This is a genomic window from Novosphingobium sp. AP12 (genome assembly GCF_000281975.1).
In the GTDB taxonomy this organism is placed as follows: Bacteria; Pseudomonadota; Alphaproteobacteria; order Sphingomonadales; family Sphingomonadaceae; genus Novosphingobium.
This window is the reverse complement of sequence record NZ_AKKE01000158.1, coordinates 58,882-78,737: the sequence shown is the minus strand read 5'-3', so window position 1 is coordinate 78,737 and position 19,856 is coordinate 58,882. Positions and strand designations below refer to the sequence as shown.

The following is a 19,856-nucleotide window of genomic DNA, read 5'->3' as shown; positions in this document are numbered from 1 at the left end:
AAGCCGGGCTGAACCATGCCTCTACCCGGCGCCCGCTCGCAAGGCATAACCCACTACGAGTACCCGCGCCCTCAAGCATGGGCGCCCGTGACGCCGACCCGACCCTTTTTCGCGCAAATTCCCCGGCGTAAGGCCCGCGCTCGCCGGCGGGCGTTTTCGCGTGTCTGCTTCACCCCTCCACGTCCTCCACCGGGTCCACCCGCATCGCCACCGAGGCCAGGCTCTCGGCTTCGAGCAGGAGGTCATCGTCCGCCGCGCCCGAGGGCAGGCTCTCTCGCCCGATCATCGACAGCGCCGGGACCGACAGCGGGCTGATGCGGTCGAGCCGGACGTGGTCCACTTCCTTCGCCGCCCGGTCGAGCACGTCGCCCACACGGCCGACATCGGTCATGCGCGCGCGCGCGTCGGCCCAAGCGGCCTGGATCAGCAGGTGGTCGGGCTCGTACTTGCGCAGCACGTCGTAGATGAGGTCGGTCGAGAAGGTGACCTGCCGCCCCGACTTGCGCTTGCCCGGCTGCTGCCGCTCGACGAGGCCGGAGATCACCGCCACCTCACGGAAGGCCCGGCGCAGCAGGTACGACTGCTGCACCCAGTCCACGAATTCGTGCGTCAGGATATCGGGCGAGAGCAGCGCCGCCGGGTCCTCTACCTCCTTCAAGCCCCAGACCACCAGCGTGTAGTCGGTGGCAACGAAGCCCAGCGGGCCGAGCCCCCGGTCCTCCATCCGCCGCGTGATGAGCATGCCGAGCGACTGGTTCGCGTTCCACCCCTCGAACGTGTAGTAGCTGGTATATTGGAGCCCCCGATGCGGGAAGCTTTCGACCAGCAGTCGCCCCGGCGCGGGCAGGTGCGAGCGCCAGTCCTGAACTTCCAGCCATTCGCGCACGTCGTCCGGGAAACGCGCCCAGCCCGCGCGGTCGGACAGCATCGCCCTCACCCGGTCGGCCAGGTGCGTGGAGATCGGCATGCGCTGCCCCGAATAGCTGGGAATCGTCGCCGAGCGCTTGGCCGCGCGCACGATCAGCTCGAGGTCCTTCAGCGATTCGACCTCGAGGTCCATGCCGGCGAAGCGGAAGGTGTCGCCCGGCTCGAGGCTGGCGCCGAAGCCCTCCTCCACCTTGCCGAGCGAGCGCCCGTTGCGGAAGCGCACGTCGAGCATCTCGGCATCGACGATGATCCCCGCATTCAGCCGGTGGCGCGCCGCATGTTCCGGGTGGGTGAGCCGCCAGGTGCCGTCCTTGTCGCGCACGATCCGCCGGAAGCGGTCGTAGGAGCGCAGCGCGTAGCCGCCGGTCGCCACGAATTCGAGCACCCGCGCGAACATTGCCTGATCCACCCAGGCATAGGCGAGGCTGGAGCGCACTTCGGCAAGCAGCTCGTCCTCGCGGAACGGCCCGGCGCAGGCCACCGCCATGACGTGCTGCGCCAGCACGTCGAGCCCGCCCGGCCGGAACGGGTCGCCATCCCGCTGCCCCTGCCGCACTGCTTCCTGCGCCGCGAAGGCCTCGAGGAATTCGAAGCGGTTACCCGGAACCAGCACCGCCTCACTCGGGCAATCGAGCCGGTGGTTCGCGCGCCCGATCCGCTGCAGCAGCCGTGACGAACCTTTGGGCGCGCCCATCTGCACCACGAGGTCGATGTCGCCCCAGTCGATGCCGAGGTCGAGGCTGGCGGTGCAGACCAGCGCCCGCAAGCGGCCCTCCGCCATCGCCCCCTCGACCTTGGCGCGCGCCTCCTTCGACAGCGAGCCGTGGTGGATGCCGATCGGCAGGTTGCCATCGTTGGCGTTCCACAGCTCCTGGAAGATGTACTCGGCCAGGAACCGCGTGTTGGTGAAGACGAGCGTGGTGCGATGGGCGCGGATCTGCTCGATCAGCTGCGGGATAGCCCAGGTCGCGGCATGGCCGCTCCACGGGATGCGCTCCTCGCGCGGGAGCAGGATGTCGACCACCGGATCGGCGCCGGGCTCGCCGTGGACCAGTTCGACGCCGTCGATATCGCCCCAGGGCGCCAGCCAGCCGCGGTATTCGTCGGGGTCCGCCAGCGTCGCCGAGAGCGCGGCGCGCTGGAGGCCCGGGTTGATCGCCTGCAGACGCGCCAGCGACAGCGCCAGAAGGTCGCCGCGCTTGCCGGTGGCGAAAGCGTGTACTTCATCAACAACCACCCGCTGCAGCCCGGCGAACAAGGTCGGCGCCTCGGGATAGCTCAGCAGCAGCGAGAGCGATTCAGGCGTAGTCAGCAGCACATGCGGCGGCCGCGCGCGCTGGCGGGCCTTGCGATCGGACGAGGTGTCGCCGCTGCGGGTCTCGACGCGGATGGCCAGGCCGATCTCCTCGATCGGCGCGATCAGGTTGCGCTGCACGTCGGTCGCCAGCGCCTTAAGCGGCGAGACGTAGAGCGTGTGCAGGCCTTCAGGCGGCTTGCCCCCCAGCCGCGAGGGGCAGAACGCGGCCAGCGTCGGCAGGAAGCCCGAGAGCGTCTTGCCCGCGCCGGTATCGGCCACCAGCAGCGCGTGATTGGCCCGGTCGGCGGCGGCGAGCATTTCCTGCTGATGGCGCCGCACCCGCCAGCCGCGCGCGTCGAACCAGCCGGCGATCTCGGGCGGGATGATGCCGGGGGCGGGTTCGCTCATTGGGTGGACCATATCTGCACGGTGAGGGAAAAGCACCGTTCTCCTGGGGGTTGCCTGAAGCCTTCCCTTCAGCGCGACAGGCCCGACAACGCCAGCTGCCGGTCGATCTCTGCCACCAACCGCTCCAGCCCCTCGGCCGTATCGCTTTCGGCCCGGGCGGTAAGAGCCTCCTGCGTGTTCGAGGCGCGCAGGAGCCACCAGCCGTCCGGCGTATCGACGCGCACGCCGTCGAGGACGTTCATTTGGGCGCCCGCTTGCGACAGCCGCTCCCGGACTTCTTCGATCGCGGCGAACTTGCGGTCTTCGGGCACGGGGAAGCGCAGTTCGGGGGTGTTGGCCATGACCGGCATGGCGTCCCGCAGTTCGGTGACGGAGGCGCCCAGCCGCGCAGTGGCGGCGACGAGTCGCACGGCGGCGTAGAGGCCGTCGTCGAAGCCGAAATAGTCGTCGGCGAGGAAGAAGTGCCCGCTGGTTTCGCCGCCGAGCAGCGCACCGGTTTCCTTCATTCTGGACTTGATGTGCGAGTGGCCGGACGGCGCCATTTCGGCCCTGCCGCCCAGCGCGCGAACGGTGTCGAAGACGAGGCGCGAGGCCTTAACGTCCGCGATTACCGTGGCCCCGGGATGCCGAGCCAGCACGTCACGGGCGTAGATCGTGAGAAGCTGGTCGGCGTCGATCACCCTGCCCTTGGCATCGACCACGCCCATGCGGTCGGCGTCGCCATCGAAAGCCACTCCGAAATCGAGGTTCTTCGCGGCGACGAGAGCGCGCAGGTCTGCGAGGTTCGCTTCGACAGTCGGATCGGGATGGTGGTTGGGAAACCGCCCATCCACTTCGGAGTAGAGCAGATGGTGTTCGCCGGGCAGACGAGAAGTGAGGAGTTCCAGGGCGGGTCCGGCAGCGCCGTTCCCGGCGTCCCAGCCGATGCGCAGGGTTCCAACGTGATCCGCATGGATACCCGCCAGCCCTTCGAGCAGCCGCTCGACATAAGCGCCGAGGATCTCACGCTGTTCACTGCGCCCGAGCGGTTCGTCCCCTTTTTCGAGCGTGCCCCGGTCCCCCGCCGCCATCGCACCAAGCCGCTGGATGTCCGGCCCGAAAAACGGCCGGCCGCCAAGTACCATCTTGAAGCCATTGTGATCTGCGGGATTGTGGCTGCCAGTTACCTGAATGCCGCCCTGCACATCTTCGGCTGAGGCTTCCGCGAAGTAGAGCATCGGCGTCGCCGCCAGCCCGATGCGCACCACATCCATGCCGCTGGCGGTAAGCCCCTCGACCAGCGCCTGTTCGAGCATTGGCGAACTGAGCCGGCCGTCGCGGCCGACCACCACCCTGCGCCCGCCGGCACGGAGCACCACCGCCGCGAAGCACCGGCCGATGGCATAGGCATCCTCCTCGCCCAGCGTTTCGCCGACGACGCCCCGGATATCGTATTCGCGCAGGATGGAGGGATGGAAGCGGTGGCTCATGTCGGGCATGCCCGCTTATCCGCAATCCCTCACAGTCCCGCAACGGCGATTGCGGCGAGGTAACCTGCGGTGGTCGCGCGACGTCGTATCCTGAGGTATGATGGGGCTGCGCACAGGCTGGGCCAGTCATGCGCGGCGCAGGACTGCGCAGCTGGCGACTGCCCGGGTCATGCCAGGGCCGCCATCGACAGCGGGTTCCTCTGGACTGGCCGATCCGCTAAAACCGCCCGGTGAAAATCGCCGCCATTTCCGACATCCACGGGAACCTCGCCGCGCTGGATGCGGTCCTGGCCGATGCGGCCGCGCGCGGTGTTGACCAGATCGTGAACCTTGGCGACATCCTCTCCGGAGCGCTCTTTCCAGAGGCAACCGCCGATCGGCTGATGGCGCTGGGCTTGCCGACCATCCGGGGCAATCACGAGCGCCAGTTGCTGGAGCTGGCGCCGGAACGGATGGGCCTGTCAGACCGGCATGCCGCGGCCTGCCTGCGCCCCGAGCAATTGGCCTGGATCGCCGATCTGCCCGCCACGCTGCGGCTCTCGCCCGAGGTGCTGATGGTCCACGGCACGCCCGGCAGCGACCTCGACTACTTCCTGGAGACGGTCGACGAAGCAGGATTGCGACCGGCGACCGGGGCGGAGGTCCTGGAACGCGTCGGAAATGTGGATGCGGCGGTGCTCCTGTGCGGCCACACCCACGTCGCAAGAGTGGTGCGGCTTGCCGACGGACGCCTCATCGTCAATCCGGGAAGCGTCGGCCTTCCTGCCTATGCTGATGACCTGCCCTTTGCTCATGCCGTGGAAAGCGGCTCTCCCTACGCCCGCTACGCCATCCTGACGCAGTCCGCGGGAGCCTGGTCGGCCGAACTCTGCGCCGTGGACTACGACTGGGAGCAGGCGGCCCGCGATGCCGAAGCGAACGGGCGAATGGACTGGGCCAGGGCGCTCAGGACCGGGCGGGTATAGCCACGCCGCGTTACCCCTCGACCGGCAGCTGGGCGAGCAGGACGTCGCGGGCGGCGTTGGCTTCGTGGACCTGTTCGTTGCTGCCGCCGCGGTCGGGGTGGACCTCGGCGAGGCGGCGGCGGTGGGCGTCGACGATCTCGCGGCGGCTGGCCCCCGCTTCCACGCCGAGCAGGACGCGGGCCTGCGCAGCCTCGAACGACGGGGCGGCCTTGGTGCCAAGTTTGGGCTGCCACGGCCAGCGGCCCGCATAGAGGCGCCATGCAATGCAACCTAGGGCAAACAGCCAGAGCAGCTTTATCATGGCGTCAGCCGCCCGCCGCGAGGGCGGGCGCGGGGATGGCCTGGCTCGCCTGCTTGCCCTGCATCGGCAGGTTCAGCCCGGCGAGGAGCCCGCGCACTTCCTGCCGCGCGACGAGGTGGCTGGTGCCGAGATCGCCGAGGTAGCCCTTGTCGAGCAGCGTCAGGCCCGAGGGGAACAGTTCGCGGAAGATCACGCGCTCGGACAGGCCGCCGGCGATGCGGAAGCCCGCGCGCTTGGACAGTTCCTGGAGCGCGCCGTCGATGCGCCGCATGTTGCGCGCCTCGACGTGCTGGACGCGGTTGCGCACCACCACCCAGTCCAGCTCGCGCCGGCCTTCGTTGATGGTCTTGAGGCTGCGCTGCTTGCGCGCCTCCCACATGACTTCGGCGTAGAACGACAGGCGCTTGACCTTGAAGGTCTCGCTGTCGACCTGGCCCAGGAGGTCGAAGTCGACGAAGCTGTCGTTCAGCGGGGTCACCAGCGTGTCCGCCGTGGTGGCGACGTGGCGGGCGAAGGCATCGTCGCGGCCCGGCGTGTCGAACACCAGGAAATCGTAGCCTTCGGCGATCTGCTCGGCGAGGTCGTCGAGTTCGCCCAGGTCGTCGCCGTCGTAGACCGCGAAGCGGGCGCCGGGGAGCGCGATGTCGCGGCGGCGCTCGGTATCGACGCGGTTCTCGAGGTAGCGGAACAGGGTGCGCTGGCGCGGATCGAGGTCGATCGCGGCGACCTTTGCCCCCTGGTAAGCCAGCGCGATGGCGACGTGCACGGCCGTCGTCGACTTGCCGGTGCCGCCCTTCTCGTTGGCGAAGACGATGCGATGCGCTGTCACGTGACCGTTACGCTTTCCTGCTGCGGTCCGGAGTGCCGGACCCACGTTTCAAACATTGCCCCCAGAAGCGCGCCGGGGTTAGAGAACCTTCCGCGCGCCTGCCGGTCGAGGCCACCATACTGGAGCAGTGAACCCCAATGCAAACCGTCCACACCCTTGATCCACTGCGCAGTGCAGTCGAGCAGTTGCGCGGCGCCGGCCCGGTCGCCCTGGTGCCGACGATGGGCGCGCTCCATGAAGGTCATCTGACACTCGTGCGCGAGGCACGCAGGCATGCGCGGAGCGTCGTCGTCTCGATCTTCGTGAACCCCCTGCAGTTCGGGGTGAACGAGGACCTGGACGCCTATCCCCGCCAGCTGGAGCGAGATTCCCGCCTTCTGGAGGGGGAGGGCGTGGACCTGCTATGGGCGCCGACGGTTGAGGCGATGTACCCGGCGGGCTTCGCGTCGAACATTGCGGTGGCAGGCGTCAGCGAAGGGCTCTGCGGGGCGGCGCGGCCCGGGCACTTCGACGGCGTCGCCACGGTGGTGTGCAAGCTGTTCAACCAGGTCATGCCGGATGTCGCGCTGTTCGGTGAGAAGGACTGGCAGCAGCTCGCCGTGATCCGCCGCATGGCCCGCGACCTCGATCTTACCCGGCCGGCGGCGGATGCGATCCTGGGCGTGGAGACAGTGCGCGAGGCGGACGGCCTCGCCATGTCCTCGCGCAACGCGTACCTCGGCGCACAGGACCGCGCGGCTGCGGTCGCCCTGCCCCGGGCCATGCGCAGCGCGATCGCCGCGATCGAGAGCGGCGCCGACGTGCCCTGGGCCTTGGCCCGGTTGGAGGCGGAGATCGTCGCGGGCGGGTTCCTTTCGGTCGATTACGGCCAGCTGCGCGACGCGGACAACCTCGAGGTCCTGGGCACGCGCTCCACCCGGCCGATGCGCCTGCTGGTCGCCGCGCGGATCGGACCGGCGCGGCTGATCGACAACATGGCGGTGGCCCCCGCCCGGCCATGATGATCGCAAGTTGACCGAAGGCGAAGCGGAGCCGTAGACTTCCGGTCGTGGGGCAGCGCGCTTAATCCCGGCAGTCGCTTAACAGCCATTGTCAGGCGACCGCGTCTGCGCTGTGGTTTATTTCACGATGCGACCTTGGGATGATGCATCGGTGCCGGTGCCAGCATCTGGTCGGAACTGGAGTCGAGACGCCGGAGGCAACCGGCGATCGACCGGGGGATATGGCTATTCAGGACTGGGCTTCTCACTGGCAAGGCGCTGGCAGCGAACCGGATGGTCGATCAGCAGGGTCGGCGGCTCCGGACACGTTTTCACGGCTCAGCCGCCGTGCCGTTTTCGGCGGTTTCAACGTGTTTCGGGGCCCAAGGCGCCGCTGCCCCAGTCCCCTTGGCCGGCGCCCGACGGTCCTGCGCCTCGTGATCCCCCGCGAGAAGCGATCCGAGGCACTGTCACTGCGTGTGCAGTCATGACGAGCGGACTGAACATCCTCTACATCGAGGACGATTCGCGCGCCGCCTCGCAGGTCGAGGAACTGGCTAGCCAGTCGGGCGACACCGTGACTTGGTGCCCCACCGGCGGCGACGGCCTCAAGCGCGCCGGGGTTGAGCGCTTCGACGTCATCATCCTCGACCGCATGCTGCCCGACCTCGACGGGCTGACCATCCTGTCGCGCCTGCGTGAAAGCGGGGTGGGTACGCCAGTGCTGCTGCTCTCGGCGCTGGGGCGCACCTCGGACCGCGCCGAGGGGCTGGACGCGGGCGCCGACGACTATCTCGCCAAGCCGTTCGAGGGCGAGGAACTGCTCGCCCGCCTGCGCGCGCTGCACCGCCGGTCGTCGGGCCGCGAGCATTCGGCGGTGATCCTCTACGGCGCCTTCGAATGCCACGTGAAGGCGCGCACCGCCTTCCGCGACAACCGCCACCTCTCGCTCAGCCCCAAGGAATTCGAGCTGTTCCGCTACTTCATGGAGAACGCGGGCGAGGTCCTGACGCGCGAGATGCTGCTGCGCGACGTCTGGAAGATGAACTTCGATCCCCAGACCAACGTCGTCGACGTCAACATCGGCCGCCTGCGCCGCAAGCTGGAAGAAGGCTTCGACAAGCCCGCGCTCGAGACGATCTGGGGCTCCGGCTACCGCCTGCTGGACGGACGGTGAGCGGCCGCCCCGCCAGCCCCAGATGAGCCGCCTCTTCGTCATCCGTCATTCGATCTTCGCGCAGATCGTGCTCTGGGCGATCGCCACCGCCGCAGTCATCACCTTCGGACTGTGGGTGCTGACCAACGCAACGATCCAGCGCACCAACCGGCAGGCGCTCGAACGCGCGGTCGACGTCGATCTTGCCGGCATGGTCGACATCTACGCCAGCGGCGACGAGCATGAACTGGCCAAGCGCATCGAGGACCGCCTCGCGCTGCAGCCGCGCGACGGCGACCCGGCCCATTACCTCCTCGCCGACGCACAGGGCAACCGCATCGCCGGCGACCTCAAGACCTGGCCGGGGCTTCACGCCGGGGTCTCGGAAGCGGCCAACCTGAAGATTGACGGCACCGACCATGCCTTCGCGCGCTCGACCCAGCTCAGCCCCAACCTGCGGCTGCTCGTCGCGCACGAGTACCGCGATCTCAGCCTCCTCCTGCGGCAGGTGGCGCTGGTGTTCCTGACCGGCGGCGTGCTGGCGGTGCTGGCGGTGGCGCTGGGCGGATGGATGGCGGCGCACCGCCTCGCCGGACGGCTCGAGCGGATCAACGCGGCCTTCCGCCAGCCCGACGACGCAGCCCTGGAGGAACTCGCCCGCGGCTCGGCCGGGCGCGACGAGATCGACGAGCTGACCAGCCACTCGGGCAATGCCCTCAGCCGGCTGAAGCGCCTCGCCGCCGCGCACCGCGAGACGACCGACCATGTCGCCCACGAGATGCGCACACCGCTAATGCACCTCGACAACCGGCTGGTGAAGGCGCTGGCCGCGACGCCCGACGCCGAGACCGCCTCGCGCATCGCCGATGCCCGCACCGAAATCCGCGGCATCATCCGCATGCTCGAATCGCTGCTCGACATCGCTGCCAGCGAGGCCCGGCGCGGCGACCGGCACGGCCTCTCGCCGGTCGACATGAGTGTCCTGACCGCGCGGCTGGGCGAGCTTTACGCCGACAGCGCGGAGGATTCCGGGCACCGGCTGCAACTCGACATCGAGCCCGACGTGGTGATCGACGGCGAGGAGATGCAGCTCACTCGGCTGGTCACCAACCTGCTCGACAATGCCTTCAAGTTCGTTCCCAGCGGTGGTACTGTGCGCCTCAAGCTGCGCAGGGGGCCGAGACTCGTCGTCAGCGACGATGGACCGGGCATTCCCGAAGACCAGCGTGAAAGTATTTTCGAGAAATTCAGCCGAGGCGGCAGCCGCGTCGGCACGGAAGGCGCGGGTCTCGGCCTCGCCCTGTGCCGCGCGATCGCCGAACGCCACCACCTGGAGATCACGCTGGTGCCCACCGGCAAGGGCGCCTGTTTCACGGTTACCCCGGAGTTCAAACGATGAGCCCTTCCTCGCGCAAGTCCATGGTCATCGCCGGCGGCCTCGCCATGGCGGCCATGTTCGGCGTGCCGGCGGCAGCGCAGGACGATGCCTCGTCCCCGGCTCTCGGGGAACGCGTGGCTCTGGCGCTCGCCTCGGCGCAGACTGCCCAGACCCACTCCGACCCCGCCGCACTGGCGCAGGCGCTGGCGGTGATCGAACGCTCCGGCGCCCGCCCTCTGGACGACTGGAAGGGCGAGGATCCGGTGCCCGCCTGGCGCGCGCTGGTGCCTGAAAGCCCGAGCCCGCTGCGCGGTAGCCCGCTCGGCCCCGGCTATCGCTCGGGCAAGGCCCCTCCGGGTCGCAGCGACAGCTTCGAGCAGGTCTTTCTCTCCGGCAAGAAGGCCAGCATCGCACTCTCCACCCCCAGCGACACGGCGCTCACGCTGCAGGTGCTCGACGCCGACCGGCGGCCGGTCTGCACCACCGCCGACGCCCGCCGCGCCTGCCGCTGGGTGCCGCTGTTCACCCAGCGCTACGTGATCGAGGTGCGCAACGGCGGCAACCGCGTGGCCGAGTACTTCCTCGTCGTCGAATAACCGCGCGCCGCGCAACTGGGGTTTCGCACAAAGCGGAGGGCGGTCGGTTACCTTACCGCGCCTCGTCCGTTAAGGCCCGGGTATGGAGCAACAGGCCCTCGTCTTCGCGCTGATCGGCATTCTCGGGATCGGCGCGCAATGGATCGCTTGGCGTACCGGCTGGCCAGCCATCGCCCTCATGCTTGCCGCAGGGGTCATCGCCGGCCCGGTCACCGGGCTGGTGGTCCCCGAGCACACCTTCGGCGAACTGCTTGAGCCGATGGTCTCCGTCGCTGTCGCGCTGATCCTGTTCGAAGGCGGCCTCAGCCTCAATTTCCGCGAACTGCGCAAGACCGACGGCGCCGTCGCGCGGCTGATGGTGATCGGCATCCCGCTCGGCTGGGTCTTGGGCGCCGTGGCCTGCTATTACGTGGCGGGCCTTGTCTGGCCGGTGGCGATCCTGTTCGCCGGCATCCTCGTGGTGACCGGGCCGACGGTGGTCATTCCGCTGTTGCGCCAGAGCAACGTCGCGCCCCGCCCCCGCGCGATCCTCAAGTGGGAAGCGATCGTCAATGACCCCTTCGGCGCCCTCTGCGCCGTCATTACCTACGAATACCTGCGCCGTTCGGACGAGGGCGGCACCCTGCTGGCCGTGGTCGCCTCGCTGCTGGCCGCCGCGGTGGTCGCCGGGCTGATCGGCTACGGCGTTGCCAGGGCGATCGCCTGGGCCTTCCCGCGCGGGCACGTCCCCGAATACCTCAAGGCGCCCGTCCTGCTGGTCGCGGTGATCGGCACCTTCGTGCTGTCCAACCTCATCCAGCAGGAAACGGGCCTGCTCGCGGTCACGGTGATGGGTATCGCCATCGCCAACATGCGCCTGGATTCGCTGCGCGACATTCACCCGTTCAAGGAGAACGTGACCGTCCTCCTGATCTCCGGCGTGTTCGTGCTGCTCTCCGCCTCGCTCGACCTCGACGTGCTGCGCCACTTCGAATGGAGGTTCATCGCCTTCCTGTTGGCGCTGCTGTTCCTGGTTCGCCCGGCGACCGTCCTCGTCAGCCTCGCGTTCAGCAAGATCCCCTGGAACGAGCGGCTGCTCGTCGCCTGGATCGCCCCGCGCGGCGTCGTGGCGGTCGCGGTCTCGGGCCTGTTCGCGCTGCGGCTCGACCAGCTGGGCTACGGTGACGGCTCGATCCTGGTGACGCTGTCGTTCTCGGTGGTCATCGCCACGATCATCGCCCACGGTTTTTCCATCCGCTACGTCGCGCGCTGGCTGGGCGTCACCGGAGCCACGCAGAAGGGGCTGCTGATCGTCGGAAGCACCTCGTGGAGCCTCGCACTCGCCCAGCAGCTACGCCAGCTCGACCTGCCGGTGATGATCGCGGACAACAGCTGGCAGCGCCTCGCCCCTGCCCGGCAATCCGGCATCGCCACCTACCACGGCGAGATTCTCGCCGAATCCACCGAGGAGCGCCTCGACCTCACGCAGTTCCAGGTCCTCGCCGCGACGACCGAGAACGAGGCCTACAATGCCCTCGTCTGCAGCGAGTTCGCACCCGATATCGGGCGCGATTCGGTCTACCAGCTCGGCGGCATGGGTGATGACGAGGATCACCGCAGCCTCCCCGAAGCCCTGCGCGGCCGCGCCATGTTCGCATCCGGCCACGGCGTCGCCGAGATCATGGAGCGCGAGGCAGAGGGCTGGGCCTTCCGCAAGACCCGCATCAGCGAGCAGTTCGACTTCGCCGCCGCACAGGCTGCGCTGGCGGACAAGGCCGACATGCTGTTCGTGCTGCGCAAGGACGGCCGAATCCGCTTCTTCACCCACGCATCGCGGCCGAGCCCGCAGCAGGGTGACGTGGTGGTGTCCTATGGACCCGCGCGCCGCGCCGAACCCGACCCTTCCCGCCAGACCCCGAAGAAGGAGGCGACCGCATGAAAGGCTTTTCCGCACTGTCCGCCGCACTGACGGCGGCGCCCCTGTTCCTCGCTGCCTGCCAGCCCGCCGGTGAGACGAACTACACCGCGACCGAGGCCGCCGTCCCGGACGACGCGGGCGATCCCTCCGCCAGCGAGGCGCCGGACGACATCGTCAAGAAATCCATCATACGCGCCGAAGTCGACACCGGCCCGACCGAGGCCCCGCCGATCGAGCCGACGCAGGTGACCGTGCCCTTCTCCGCCAAGGGCAACCAGCCGGATGACGGCGGGATGGCGCTCGTCGACGGGCTGCTGAAAGCACCGGCGTACCTCGCGGGCGGCCCGGTCACGATCTGGGGCCACAGCGATTCCAAGGGCTCCGACGCCGAAAATCTCGCCGCATCGCGCCGCCGCGCCGAAGCAGTGCGCGACCATCTCGAAAGCAAGGGAGTGCCCCCGGACCGCATGACCGTCGTCGCGCTGGGCGAAGCCCGGCCGATCGCACCCAACCGCAAGCTCGACGGGACCGACGATCTCGAGGGCCGGGCGAAAAACCGCCGCGTGGACGTCAGGGTCGACCTGCCGCCCCCGCCCCCGGCCGGACCGTCCTCGCAGAGCTCTGCTCCGGCCAAGCCCTGACGCCCGACACAGGCGGGGCAGCGCCGCCGGTCAGTCCTCCAGCTTGCCGAACGGCAGCAGCTTGCGGGCCTGCGCCGCCGCCGCCTTCCCGTCATTGGCGCGCAGCGCCGGCAGGATCGAAATGGCCGCCCGCTTCATCAGCCCGTCGAGCGTCGTCGGCGTCCGGGAGCTCGCCGCGGCCTCCGCCCACTTGCGAGCCTGGGCGACGTCCGAATGGTCGGTACGAATATGCAGCAGTGCGCCCAGCCCCGGATAGAACGCCCGGTCGCCGCCAAGCGCCACGGCGCGATCCAGCGCGGCTTGGCCGGCTGCCCCCTTGGCGCCCAGCGCGGTGCGGGCGAGGAAGCTGCCCAACTGGTCGATCGCGCCGAGATGCCAGCCGGCAATCGCCATCTGGACCTCGGCGTCGCGCGGATTCTGGGCGGCCAGACGCTCGAAGATCACCAGCGAGGCCTTCACGTCAGACCGGCTGCGCGTCAGCTTCCCGCGGTAGCCGATGGCGATACCGCGCTGGAGCGAGGCCTCATGGTCGCCCGCGCGCTTGGCGAGTATCCTGTCGGCCGCGGAAATCGCCTGCCCGACCAGAGCCAGAGCCCTGGCCTTGTCGGGAGCCTGGAATGCAGCGGTGGTCAGCAGTTCACGAGGGGTATCGGCCAATGCGGCGGCGGGGGCTGCGGCTGCCATGGCGGCCAGAACAATCATCGTCGGACGGTACACGCACTCTCCTGCCAAGTATGGGCAAGCCCCACGATGGCCGATGCCGCGCAAGTGAGCCAGCGTTTATCGTCCCGCCGTGCAATGGCCGCCCTGCACCGAATTTTGGGAGTTGGAGCGGGTGAAGGGAATCGAACCCTCGTATTCAGCTTGGGAAGCTGCTGCTCTGCCATTGAGCTACACCCGCAGATCGGTCGGCCGCGTGGGCCGCGTTCGTCCGAGTGAGGGGCCTTTGCCACGACAGGGGCCGTGTCGTCAACGGATCGCCGGGGAATATCGGCGGTGGCTCAGGCCGCCCTGCCGTCCCGGGCGGAAGGCGCAGCACTCACCACGCGAAGACAGGGAGCACTCTGCACGACCTGGTTGCGGCCGTTTCTCTTCGCGTCGTAGAGCGCGGCGTCGGCCTGGGCGGCGAAGTCCCGCAGGTCCCCGTCGACGAAGTGCGCACAGGCGACACCTATGCTGACCGTGACGACACCCAAGTCGCGGCCGGACGGCAATGACAGGCCCTCGACCGAAGTGCGCATGCGCTCCGCGATCGCCGTGGCGCCTTGCGGGTCGACGTCGCTCAGGATCGCCGCGAACTCCTCGCCGCCGTGGCGGGCGATAAGGTCGGTTTCGCGGCGGATGCACTCGGCCAGCGCCAGTGCGACGCTACGCAGCCTTTCGTCGCCGACGGAATGGCCGAACCGGTCGTTCAGCTCCTTGAAGTGGTCGATGTCGATCATCAGCAGCGCCAGCCGCCCGGGCCTGTCATCCCGGCGGGCCCATTCGCGCTGGAGCACTTCGTCGAAGCGCCGGCGGTTCGGGATGCCGGTCAGGGCATCGACGTGGGAGAGTTCCTGCAGTTCGTCGTGTTCGGCGAAGCTCTGGAGCTGCATCAGCACCGTGCGCAGGCCGTAGCCCACCGAGGCGGCGATGCAGCCGGTGATCGCCATGCGCGTGTCGAACGAGGCGAGCAGCACCGCGACCGTCAGCAGCGTCAGCGGGATCGCCAGCGGGCTTCCCACCCGCACGACCCGGGCGAAGGGGCGGGGCCTCGCAGCAGACCCAGCGACCTGCGCATTCTGGCTGGTCAGCGCGAGCCAGATCAGCAGGAGGAACGGTAGGTCTATCACGAGGTCGGGCCAGCCGCCGTATTGGGAAGCGGCCTCGAAGTGATTGATGTAGGCAGCGCAGGCCATATAGGCAAGCGCGTACCCCATCGCCGCGAGAAAGAAGCCCCGCCGCGGACCGCGATCGGCCAGGTATCGCAGGCAGGCGAGCACGGCGATGTAGCCGTTTTCGATGTCGAACATCAGTTGCAGGGCAGCGAGGTTTTTCGACTGCGTCCCCGACATCGTGCTCAGGTGGCTGACGTATTCATAGAACAGGTAGCCCAGCGCCGCGGCCAGCGCCGCGTCGAGCAGGCGCACCGGCCACCGTTCGTCTTCGGGGCTCGCCAGCGCGAAGATCAGCGGCACGCCGTAGAGCACGTAGAGCAGCATGCTCAACCGGTCTTCGCTGGTGATCTCGAGGAACAGCGTGGCGACCATCGTCGTGGCCATGCCTCCGGCCCAGCACAGCATTGCCGCGCCCATCGGCAACCAACCCTCGGCGCTCCGCGTCACGACACGGTAGAAACAGGTGCCGGCCGCGGCGATCGGGGCGAGGATAAGCCATGCGAAGGACAGCTCCATCGCCCGGTCGTGCGCCAGTGCCAGGGTGCCGGCGTGGGCCACCAGGAGCAGGATCAGAAGCGCTGCAGTCAGGGTCGATGAAGCGTGCCGCATGAGTCTTTCCTTGGGCAGGGCACTGTCCTATCATCGTTTGCCATACGCGTATTGAGCCAAGGTTAATTGCGGGTCTGCGCCGATGCCTGAGAGGCATGCGGGAAATTCTTCAGCTACGCGATCGCGTTGCCGCCATCAGGCGCGCCAGTTCCGGGCGGTTGGTGGTCTGCAGGTGCCGGGTGGTCTCAACCTCGATGTATTCGCCGAGTGGAAGGGTTTCGGCGGAAACGAAGTTGGCTTTCATCAGCCGCAGCGCCAGCGGATCGCGCTCTGCAAGGGTTTTGGCCAGAGCGAGAGCTTCAGCATGCAGCAAGCCGGGCGCGAACAGCCGGGTCACGACACCGAGACGCAGGGCTTCATCGCCACCGAAGCGATCGGGGAAGAACAGCAGTTCGCGCGCCCTGGCCCCGCCGACCACGCGCTCGAGGCTCCAGGCGAGGCCCATGTCGCCCGACACGCCGACGTTGAGGAACGCAGTCGAGAACCGCGCCCGGGGCGTTCCGAAGCGCAGGTCGCAGGCCATGGCCCAGCCCATGCCCGCCCCCGCGCAGCCGCCGTCGATCGCGGCGATCGTCACCTGCGGCATCGTGTGGAGCAGGGTGGAGGCGTGATACATGGCGGTCGGCTCCGTCGGAGATGGACGGGCATTCTCCTCGGGGGAAGCGCCGATGTCCGCGCCCACGCAAAAATCGTCTCCCGCTCCTCGCAGGATCAGCACGCGGACATCGCTCGCGGCGATCTCCTCGATGGCGGCGTGGAGGTCCTCGCACATCGCCACGGTCACGCCGTTGCGACGTTCAGGGCGGTTGAGAGTGACCAGCGCCACCGCGCCCAGCCGCTCGACCTGCACCGGGCTAGGCGCGCTCACTGCGGGTCGCCCCAGACCGGCGGACGCTTCTCGAACAGGGCCTTGCCCCCTTCGAGCACGTCTGCCCCGGCAAACATCGCGCGCACTTCGGGAAGGCCGAACATCTCTCGGTTCGAGGCTTCCATGCCGTGGTCGTAATACGACTGCATCACCGCCTTGGTCGCGATGATCGAGGCGGGCGAGCAGGCGACGATCTCGTCCGCCCAGCGCCGCGCGCAGGCCAGCAGTTCGGCGTCGGGAACGACCTCGGCAACGATGCCCCACTCGAGCGCCTGCGCAGCAGGGACCTTGCGCGCGGTCAGCAGCATGGCGTGGGCGCGCTTGGGGCCGAGTTCCTGCACGATCCGCTGGATGCCGCCGCCCAGCGCCGCGAGGCCGACCTTGGGCTCGGTCAGCCCGAAGCTGGCGGTTTGGGCGGCGACGATCACGTCGCAGGCCAGCGCCGCCTCGAACCCGCCGCCGAGCGCGAAGCCGTTGACCGCCGCGATCACCGGCTTGCGGCGATTGAAGCGCCAGACGATCCCGGCAAACCCGGTTTCGGGCACGGGCATACCGTTGAAGGCACGCGGGTCCTCCTTGTCGAAGGGCGTGCGCAGGTCGGCGCCGGCAGAGAAGGCCCTGTCACCCGCGCCGGTCAGGATCGCGACCCAGAGCGAGGAATCGGCCTCGAAGCGATCGAACACTTCGCCCAGCTCGAAATTTGCATCGCCGTGCAGGGCGTTGCGCATGTCCAGGCGGTCGATCGTCACGGTCATGACATGGCCGTCGATCTCGACCTTGCAGAACTGCGTTTCCATGGCGGGCTCCTCTCTCGTTCGTATCGCCGCGGTTGAAAGCGGTCGCACTTGCCTTCAGGATCGTGGGGCCATGAGACAAGCCTCGACCATCCTATCCTTCGACACGCCGGGGCGCGGCTTCACGGATATCACGTCGGCGATGGCCAGCTGGCTGGACCAAAGCGGCATCGACGAAGGCCTGCTGACGCTGCTGTGCCGCCACACCTCGGCCTCGCTGCTGATCCAGGAGAACGCGGCGCACGAGGTGCGCACCGACCTCGCAGCCTGGCTCGACCGCCTCGCCCCGGAAGGCCCGCACTACGCCCATGACGACGAGGGGCCGGACGACATGCCCGCGCACCTCAAGACCACGTTGACCGGCGTGAACCTGCAGATTCCGGTGATCGGCGGCCGGATGGCGCTGGGCACCTGGCAGGGGATTTACCTTGCCGAGCATCGGCGCATGCCGCACCGTCGGCAGGTCGCGGTGCACCTGATCGGCCAATAAGCGGATAAGAGAGGGACGATGGACGAATTCGACATTGCGGAACGGGAAGCCCACGTCGTCGGCTCCGGCCCCCGCATCGCCGCCGTTCCGGGTGAGGAGATCGACGAGGCCTCGCGTGCGCTGATCGTCGCGGTGCGGGCCGGCGCCGGCGCTCCGCCGATGGTCGAGGTGCCCGAATACATGCGCACCGTGGTCAAGCATCCCGACATCTTCCGCTGCCAGATGGAGATGGGTGCGGCGCTGTTCCGTGGCCGCATCGCCCCGCGTGAGCGCGAACTGGCGGTACTGCGCGTCGGCTGGCTCTGCCGCGCGCCCTATGAGTGGGGCCAGCACGTCGCCATCGGCTACCGCGTCGGCCTTGGGCCGGAGGAAATCGCCCGCGTGCGCACCGGCTCCGCCGCGCCCGGCTGGAGCGAGCACGAGGCGGCGATCCTGCGCGGCGTCGAGGAACTGATCGACGACAAGGCGCTCTCCGACGCCACCTGGGACATCCTCGCCCGGACCTGGGACGAGGCGCAGCTCATCGAGTTTCCGATGATGGTCGGCCAATACGTCGCCACCGCCTATGTCCAGAACTCGCTTCGCATCCCGCTCGAGGACGGCAACCCCGGACTGGTCCACGCTTGACCGAGCCTGGCGCCCCATCCGCTCCGGTCGGCGGCGACCTGGTCAGGCGCCACCGCCTGCCGACGCGCCTATGGCACTGGGTCAATGCCGTGACCCTGCTGGTCATGCTGATGAGCGGGCTGATGATCTTCAACGCCCATCCCCGCCTCTACTGGGGCGACTACGGCGCCAACTTCGACCACGCCTGGCTCAAGATCGGCTCCGCGCGGACCGGCGCGGGCGAGCAGGGCTACCTCGAACTCGCCGGGCGGCGCTGGGACACCACCGGCATGCTCGGCCTCTGGACCGATGCCGATGGCCGGGTCCAGCGCCGCGCGGTGCCGTACTGGGCGACGATCCCCTCGAACTACAGCCTCGCGATCGGGCGGATCTGGCACCTCGCCTTCGCCTGGGTGCTGGCGCTGGGACTGCTGTTCTACCTCGCGTGGTCGCTGCTCAGCCGCCACCTGCAGCGCGACATCCACATCCGCTCCGCCGAGTGGCGCCCATCCCACCTGTGGCACGACATCCGCGAACACGCCCGCCTGCGCTTCCCCACCGGCGCCGCGGCGCTGCGTTATTCGGTGCTCCAGAAGCTCGCCTATGCCGCCGTGCTGTTCGTTCTGCTGCCGGGGATGATCCTGACCGGGCTGGCCATGTCGCCGGGAACCGACGCCTGGGCGCCGCTGATTGGCGAGATTTTCGGCGGCCGCCAGTCGGCCCGCTCGGTGCATTTCCTCTGCGCCTTCGGGCTGGTGGCGTTCTTCCTCGTTCACATCCTCATGGTCGTGCTCGCCGGGCCGCTGAACGAGCTGCGCTCGATCGTCACCGGCTGGTATCGCCTGCCCAAGGAGCGAGGCGAGTGAGCCTCATCCTCTCCCGCCGCCGCCTGATCCGCGCGGGTGTCGCCAGCGCCGGCGGCCTGCTCCTCCCCGGCTGCGACCGCCTGTTCGAAAACCCGACCTTCCGCGGCACGCTGGAGAGCGCCGAGGACCTCCACCGCGCCACCCAGCGCGCGCTGGGCCGCGATGCCCTGGCGCGCGAGTACCGCGAGGCGGACATGTCGCCCCAGTTCCGCGCCAACGGCAGCCGCGAGGTGGCTGACCCCGCCTACCGCCAGCACCTCGCGCAGGGTTTTGCCAACTGGTCGCTCCGGGTCGATGGCCTGGTCGAGCGACCAATCGCCGTCCCGCTCCACGCCCTGCGCGACCTGCCGCAGCGCGCCCAGATCACCCGCCACGACTGCGTCGAGGGGTGGAGCGCGATCGCCCGCTGGCAGGGCCCGCGCCTCGCCCTCCTGCTCGACATGGCGCGGCCCAGGCCCGAAGCGCGCTACCTCGTGTTCCACTGCGCCGACCTCTACCACGGCAAGCCCTATTACGAATCGATCGACCTCGTGGACGCCTTCCATCCGCAGACGATCCTGGCCTGGGCGATGAACGGAAAACCGCTCGAGGAAGCGCACGGGGCCCCCCTCAGGCTGCGGGTGGAGCGGCAACTGGGGTACAAACACGCCAAGTTCGTCGCCCGGATCGAGGCGGTGGCGTCGCCGCAGGGCATCCATGGCGGCCGTGGCGGGTACTGGGAGGACAACGGAGACTATGCCTGGTACGCCGGAATCTGAGGAAATCCGAGGATTTCAGGGCACGTTCTCACCGATTGCACACCACGCAAGTTGATGAAGTGCATGCGTTGGAGAGGTGCGGCTTACGGTTCAAATAAAGCCCCGTTTCGGCGCGGGGCACCGGCAGGGGCTCGAGGCGAGCCT

The 19,856-nt window shown here is 68.8% G+C and carries 19 protein-coding genes and 1 tRNA gene; 11 read left to right on the top strand and 9 right to left on the bottom strand.

Annotated features, from left to right (window positions below; all coding sequences use genetic code 11):
- Positions 1 to 169: 169 nt before the first annotated feature.
- Together PMI02_RS22895 and pgmG are read right to left on the bottom strand one after the other, a co-directional pair.
- A complete protein-coding gene (locus tag PMI02_RS22895; protein ID WP_036505138.1) occupies positions 170 to 2,632 on the bottom strand; it encodes a ligase-associated DNA damage response DEXH box helicase in 2,463 nt (820 codons plus the stop codon).
- 68 nt (positions 2,633 to 2,700) lie between these two features.
- The gene (gene pgmG / locus PMI02_RS22890) at positions 2,701 to 4,101 is read right to left on the bottom strand and encodes a phosphoglucomutase/phosphomannomutase PgmG (protein ID WP_036505137.1); all 1,401 of its coding nucleotides are present in this window, start codon (positions 4,099 to 4,101) and stop codon (positions 2,701 to 2,703) included.
- Between the two features lie 230 nt (positions 4,102 to 4,331).
- On the opposite strand from pgmG, the gene PMI02_RS22885 reads away from it, so the two are divergent.
- Positions 4,332 to 5,066: a metallophosphoesterase gene (locus tag PMI02_RS22885; protein ID WP_007687475.1), complete on the top strand. Its 735-nt coding sequence runs from the start codon at positions 4,332 to 4,334 to the stop codon at positions 5,064 to 5,066.
- A 10-nt stretch (positions 5,067 to 5,076) separates the two neighbouring features.
- Here the strand turns inward: PMI02_RS22885 and PMI02_RS22880 are convergent, their stop codons facing one another.
- Together PMI02_RS22880 and PMI02_RS22875 are read right to left on the bottom strand one after the other, a co-directional pair.
- Entirely contained in the window at positions 5,077 to 5,367 is a 291-nt protein-coding gene (locus PMI02_RS22880) for a J domain-containing protein (protein WP_007687473.1), read from the bottom strand.
- 4 nt (positions 5,368 to 5,371) lie between these two features.
- Positions 5,372 to 6,196 carry a division plane positioning ATPase MipZ gene (locus PMI02_RS22875; RefSeq protein WP_007687471.1) on the bottom strand — a complete coding sequence of 275 codons (825 nt, stop codon included), beginning with the start codon at positions 6,194 to 6,196 and terminating at the stop codon, positions 5,372 to 5,374.
- Between the two features lie 137 nt (positions 6,197 to 6,333).
- On the opposite strand from PMI02_RS22875, the gene panC reads away from it, so the two are divergent.
- From panC to PMI02_RS22845, 6 genes are all read left to right on the top strand, one after another.
- Complete coding sequence (gene panC / locus PMI02_RS22870) at positions 6,334 to 7,197, top strand: pantoate--beta-alanine ligase (protein WP_007687469.1); 864 nt, start codon at positions 6,334 to 6,336, stop codon at positions 7,195 to 7,197.
- A gap of 466 nt (positions 7,198 to 7,663) precedes the next feature.
- Complete coding sequence (locus PMI02_RS22865; RefSeq protein ID WP_007687466.1) at positions 7,664 to 8,353, top strand: response regulator transcription factor; 690 nt, start codon at positions 7,664 to 7,666, stop codon at positions 8,351 to 8,353.
- Positions 8,354 to 8,375: 22 nt separating this feature from the next.
- Positions 8,376 to 9,731 (top strand): sensor histidine kinase KdpD, encoded by a 1,356-nt coding sequence (locus PMI02_RS22860; protein WP_007687465.1) that lies wholly within the window; start codon positions 8,376 to 8,378, stop codon positions 9,729 to 9,731.
- Complete coding sequence (locus tag PMI02_RS22855; protein WP_007687464.1) at positions 9,728 to 10,306, top strand: hypothetical protein; 579 nt, start codon at positions 9,728 to 9,730, stop codon at positions 10,304 to 10,306. Before PMI02_RS22860 ends, PMI02_RS22855 begins: the two co-directional genes overlap by 4 nt.
- 82 nt (positions 10,307 to 10,388) lie before the next feature.
- On the top strand, positions 10,389 to 12,224 hold the full coding sequence (locus tag PMI02_RS22850; protein ID WP_007687463.1) for a sodium:proton antiporter: 1,836 nt from the start codon (positions 10,389 to 10,391) through the stop codon (positions 12,222 to 12,224).
- Positions 12,221 to 12,844, top strand: a complete 624-nt coding sequence (locus tag PMI02_RS22845) for an OmpA family protein (RefSeq protein ID WP_007687462.1) — start codon at positions 12,221 to 12,223, stop codon at positions 12,842 to 12,844. Before PMI02_RS22850 ends, PMI02_RS22845 begins: the two co-directional genes overlap by 4 nt.
- A 30-nt stretch (positions 12,845 to 12,874) precedes the next feature.
- Here the strand turns inward: PMI02_RS22845 and PMI02_RS22840 are convergent, their stop codons facing one another.
- From PMI02_RS22840 to PMI02_RS22820, 5 genes are all read right to left on the bottom strand, one after another.
- A complete protein-coding gene (locus PMI02_RS22840) occupies positions 12,875 to 13,546 on the bottom strand; it encodes a hypothetical protein (RefSeq protein WP_036505093.1) in 672 nt (223 codons plus the stop codon).
- Positions 13,547 to 13,671: 125 nt separating this feature from the next.
- Positions 13,672 to 13,745 (bottom strand) — tRNA-Gly (locus PMI02_RS22835).
- 100 nt (positions 13,746 to 13,845) lie between these two features.
- Entirely contained in the window at positions 13,846 to 15,330 is a 1,485-nt protein-coding gene (locus PMI02_RS22830; protein WP_007687460.1) for a diguanylate cyclase, read from the bottom strand.
- A gap of 109 nt (positions 15,331 to 15,439) precedes the next feature.
- Entirely contained in the window at positions 15,440 to 16,198 is a 759-nt protein-coding gene (locus PMI02_RS22825) for an enoyl-CoA hydratase/isomerase family protein (RefSeq protein WP_007687459.1), read from the bottom strand.
- Positions 16,195 to 16,995 carry an enoyl-CoA hydratase-related protein gene (locus PMI02_RS22820; protein ID WP_007687458.1) on the bottom strand — a complete coding sequence of 267 codons (801 nt, stop codon included), beginning with the start codon at positions 16,993 to 16,995 and terminating at the stop codon, positions 16,195 to 16,197. The genes PMI02_RS22825 and PMI02_RS22820 overlap by 4 nt, the downstream gene beginning before the upstream one ends.
- 70 nt (positions 16,996 to 17,065) lie before the next feature.
- Between PMI02_RS22820 and PMI02_RS22815 the strand changes: the two genes are divergently transcribed.
- The 4 genes from PMI02_RS22815 to PMI02_RS26765 are packed head-to-tail and all read left to right on the top strand — an operon-like array spanning position 17,066 to position 19,712.
- A complete protein-coding gene (locus PMI02_RS22815; protein ID WP_007687457.1) occupies positions 17,066 to 17,482 on the top strand; it encodes a secondary thiamine-phosphate synthase enzyme YjbQ in 417 nt (138 codons plus the stop codon).
- A gap of 18 nt (positions 17,483 to 17,500) precedes the next feature.
- Positions 17,501 to 18,109, top strand: coding sequence for a carboxymuconolactone decarboxylase family protein (locus tag PMI02_RS22810; RefSeq protein WP_007687455.1), 609 nt, complete (start codon positions 17,501 to 17,503; stop codon positions 18,107 to 18,109).
- On the top strand, positions 18,106 to 18,954 hold the full coding sequence (locus PMI02_RS26770) for a cytochrome b/b6 domain-containing protein (RefSeq protein WP_007687454.1): 849 nt from the start codon (positions 18,106 to 18,108) through the stop codon (positions 18,952 to 18,954). The genes PMI02_RS22810 and PMI02_RS26770 overlap by 4 nt, the downstream gene beginning before the upstream one ends.
- Positions 18,951 to 19,712: a molybdopterin-dependent oxidoreductase gene (locus PMI02_RS26765; protein WP_007687452.1), complete on the top strand. Its 762-nt coding sequence runs from the start codon at positions 18,951 to 18,953 to the stop codon at positions 19,710 to 19,712. Before PMI02_RS26770 ends, PMI02_RS26765 begins: the two co-directional genes overlap by 4 nt.
- The last annotated feature ends 144 nt before the right edge of the window (positions 19,713 to 19,856 follow it).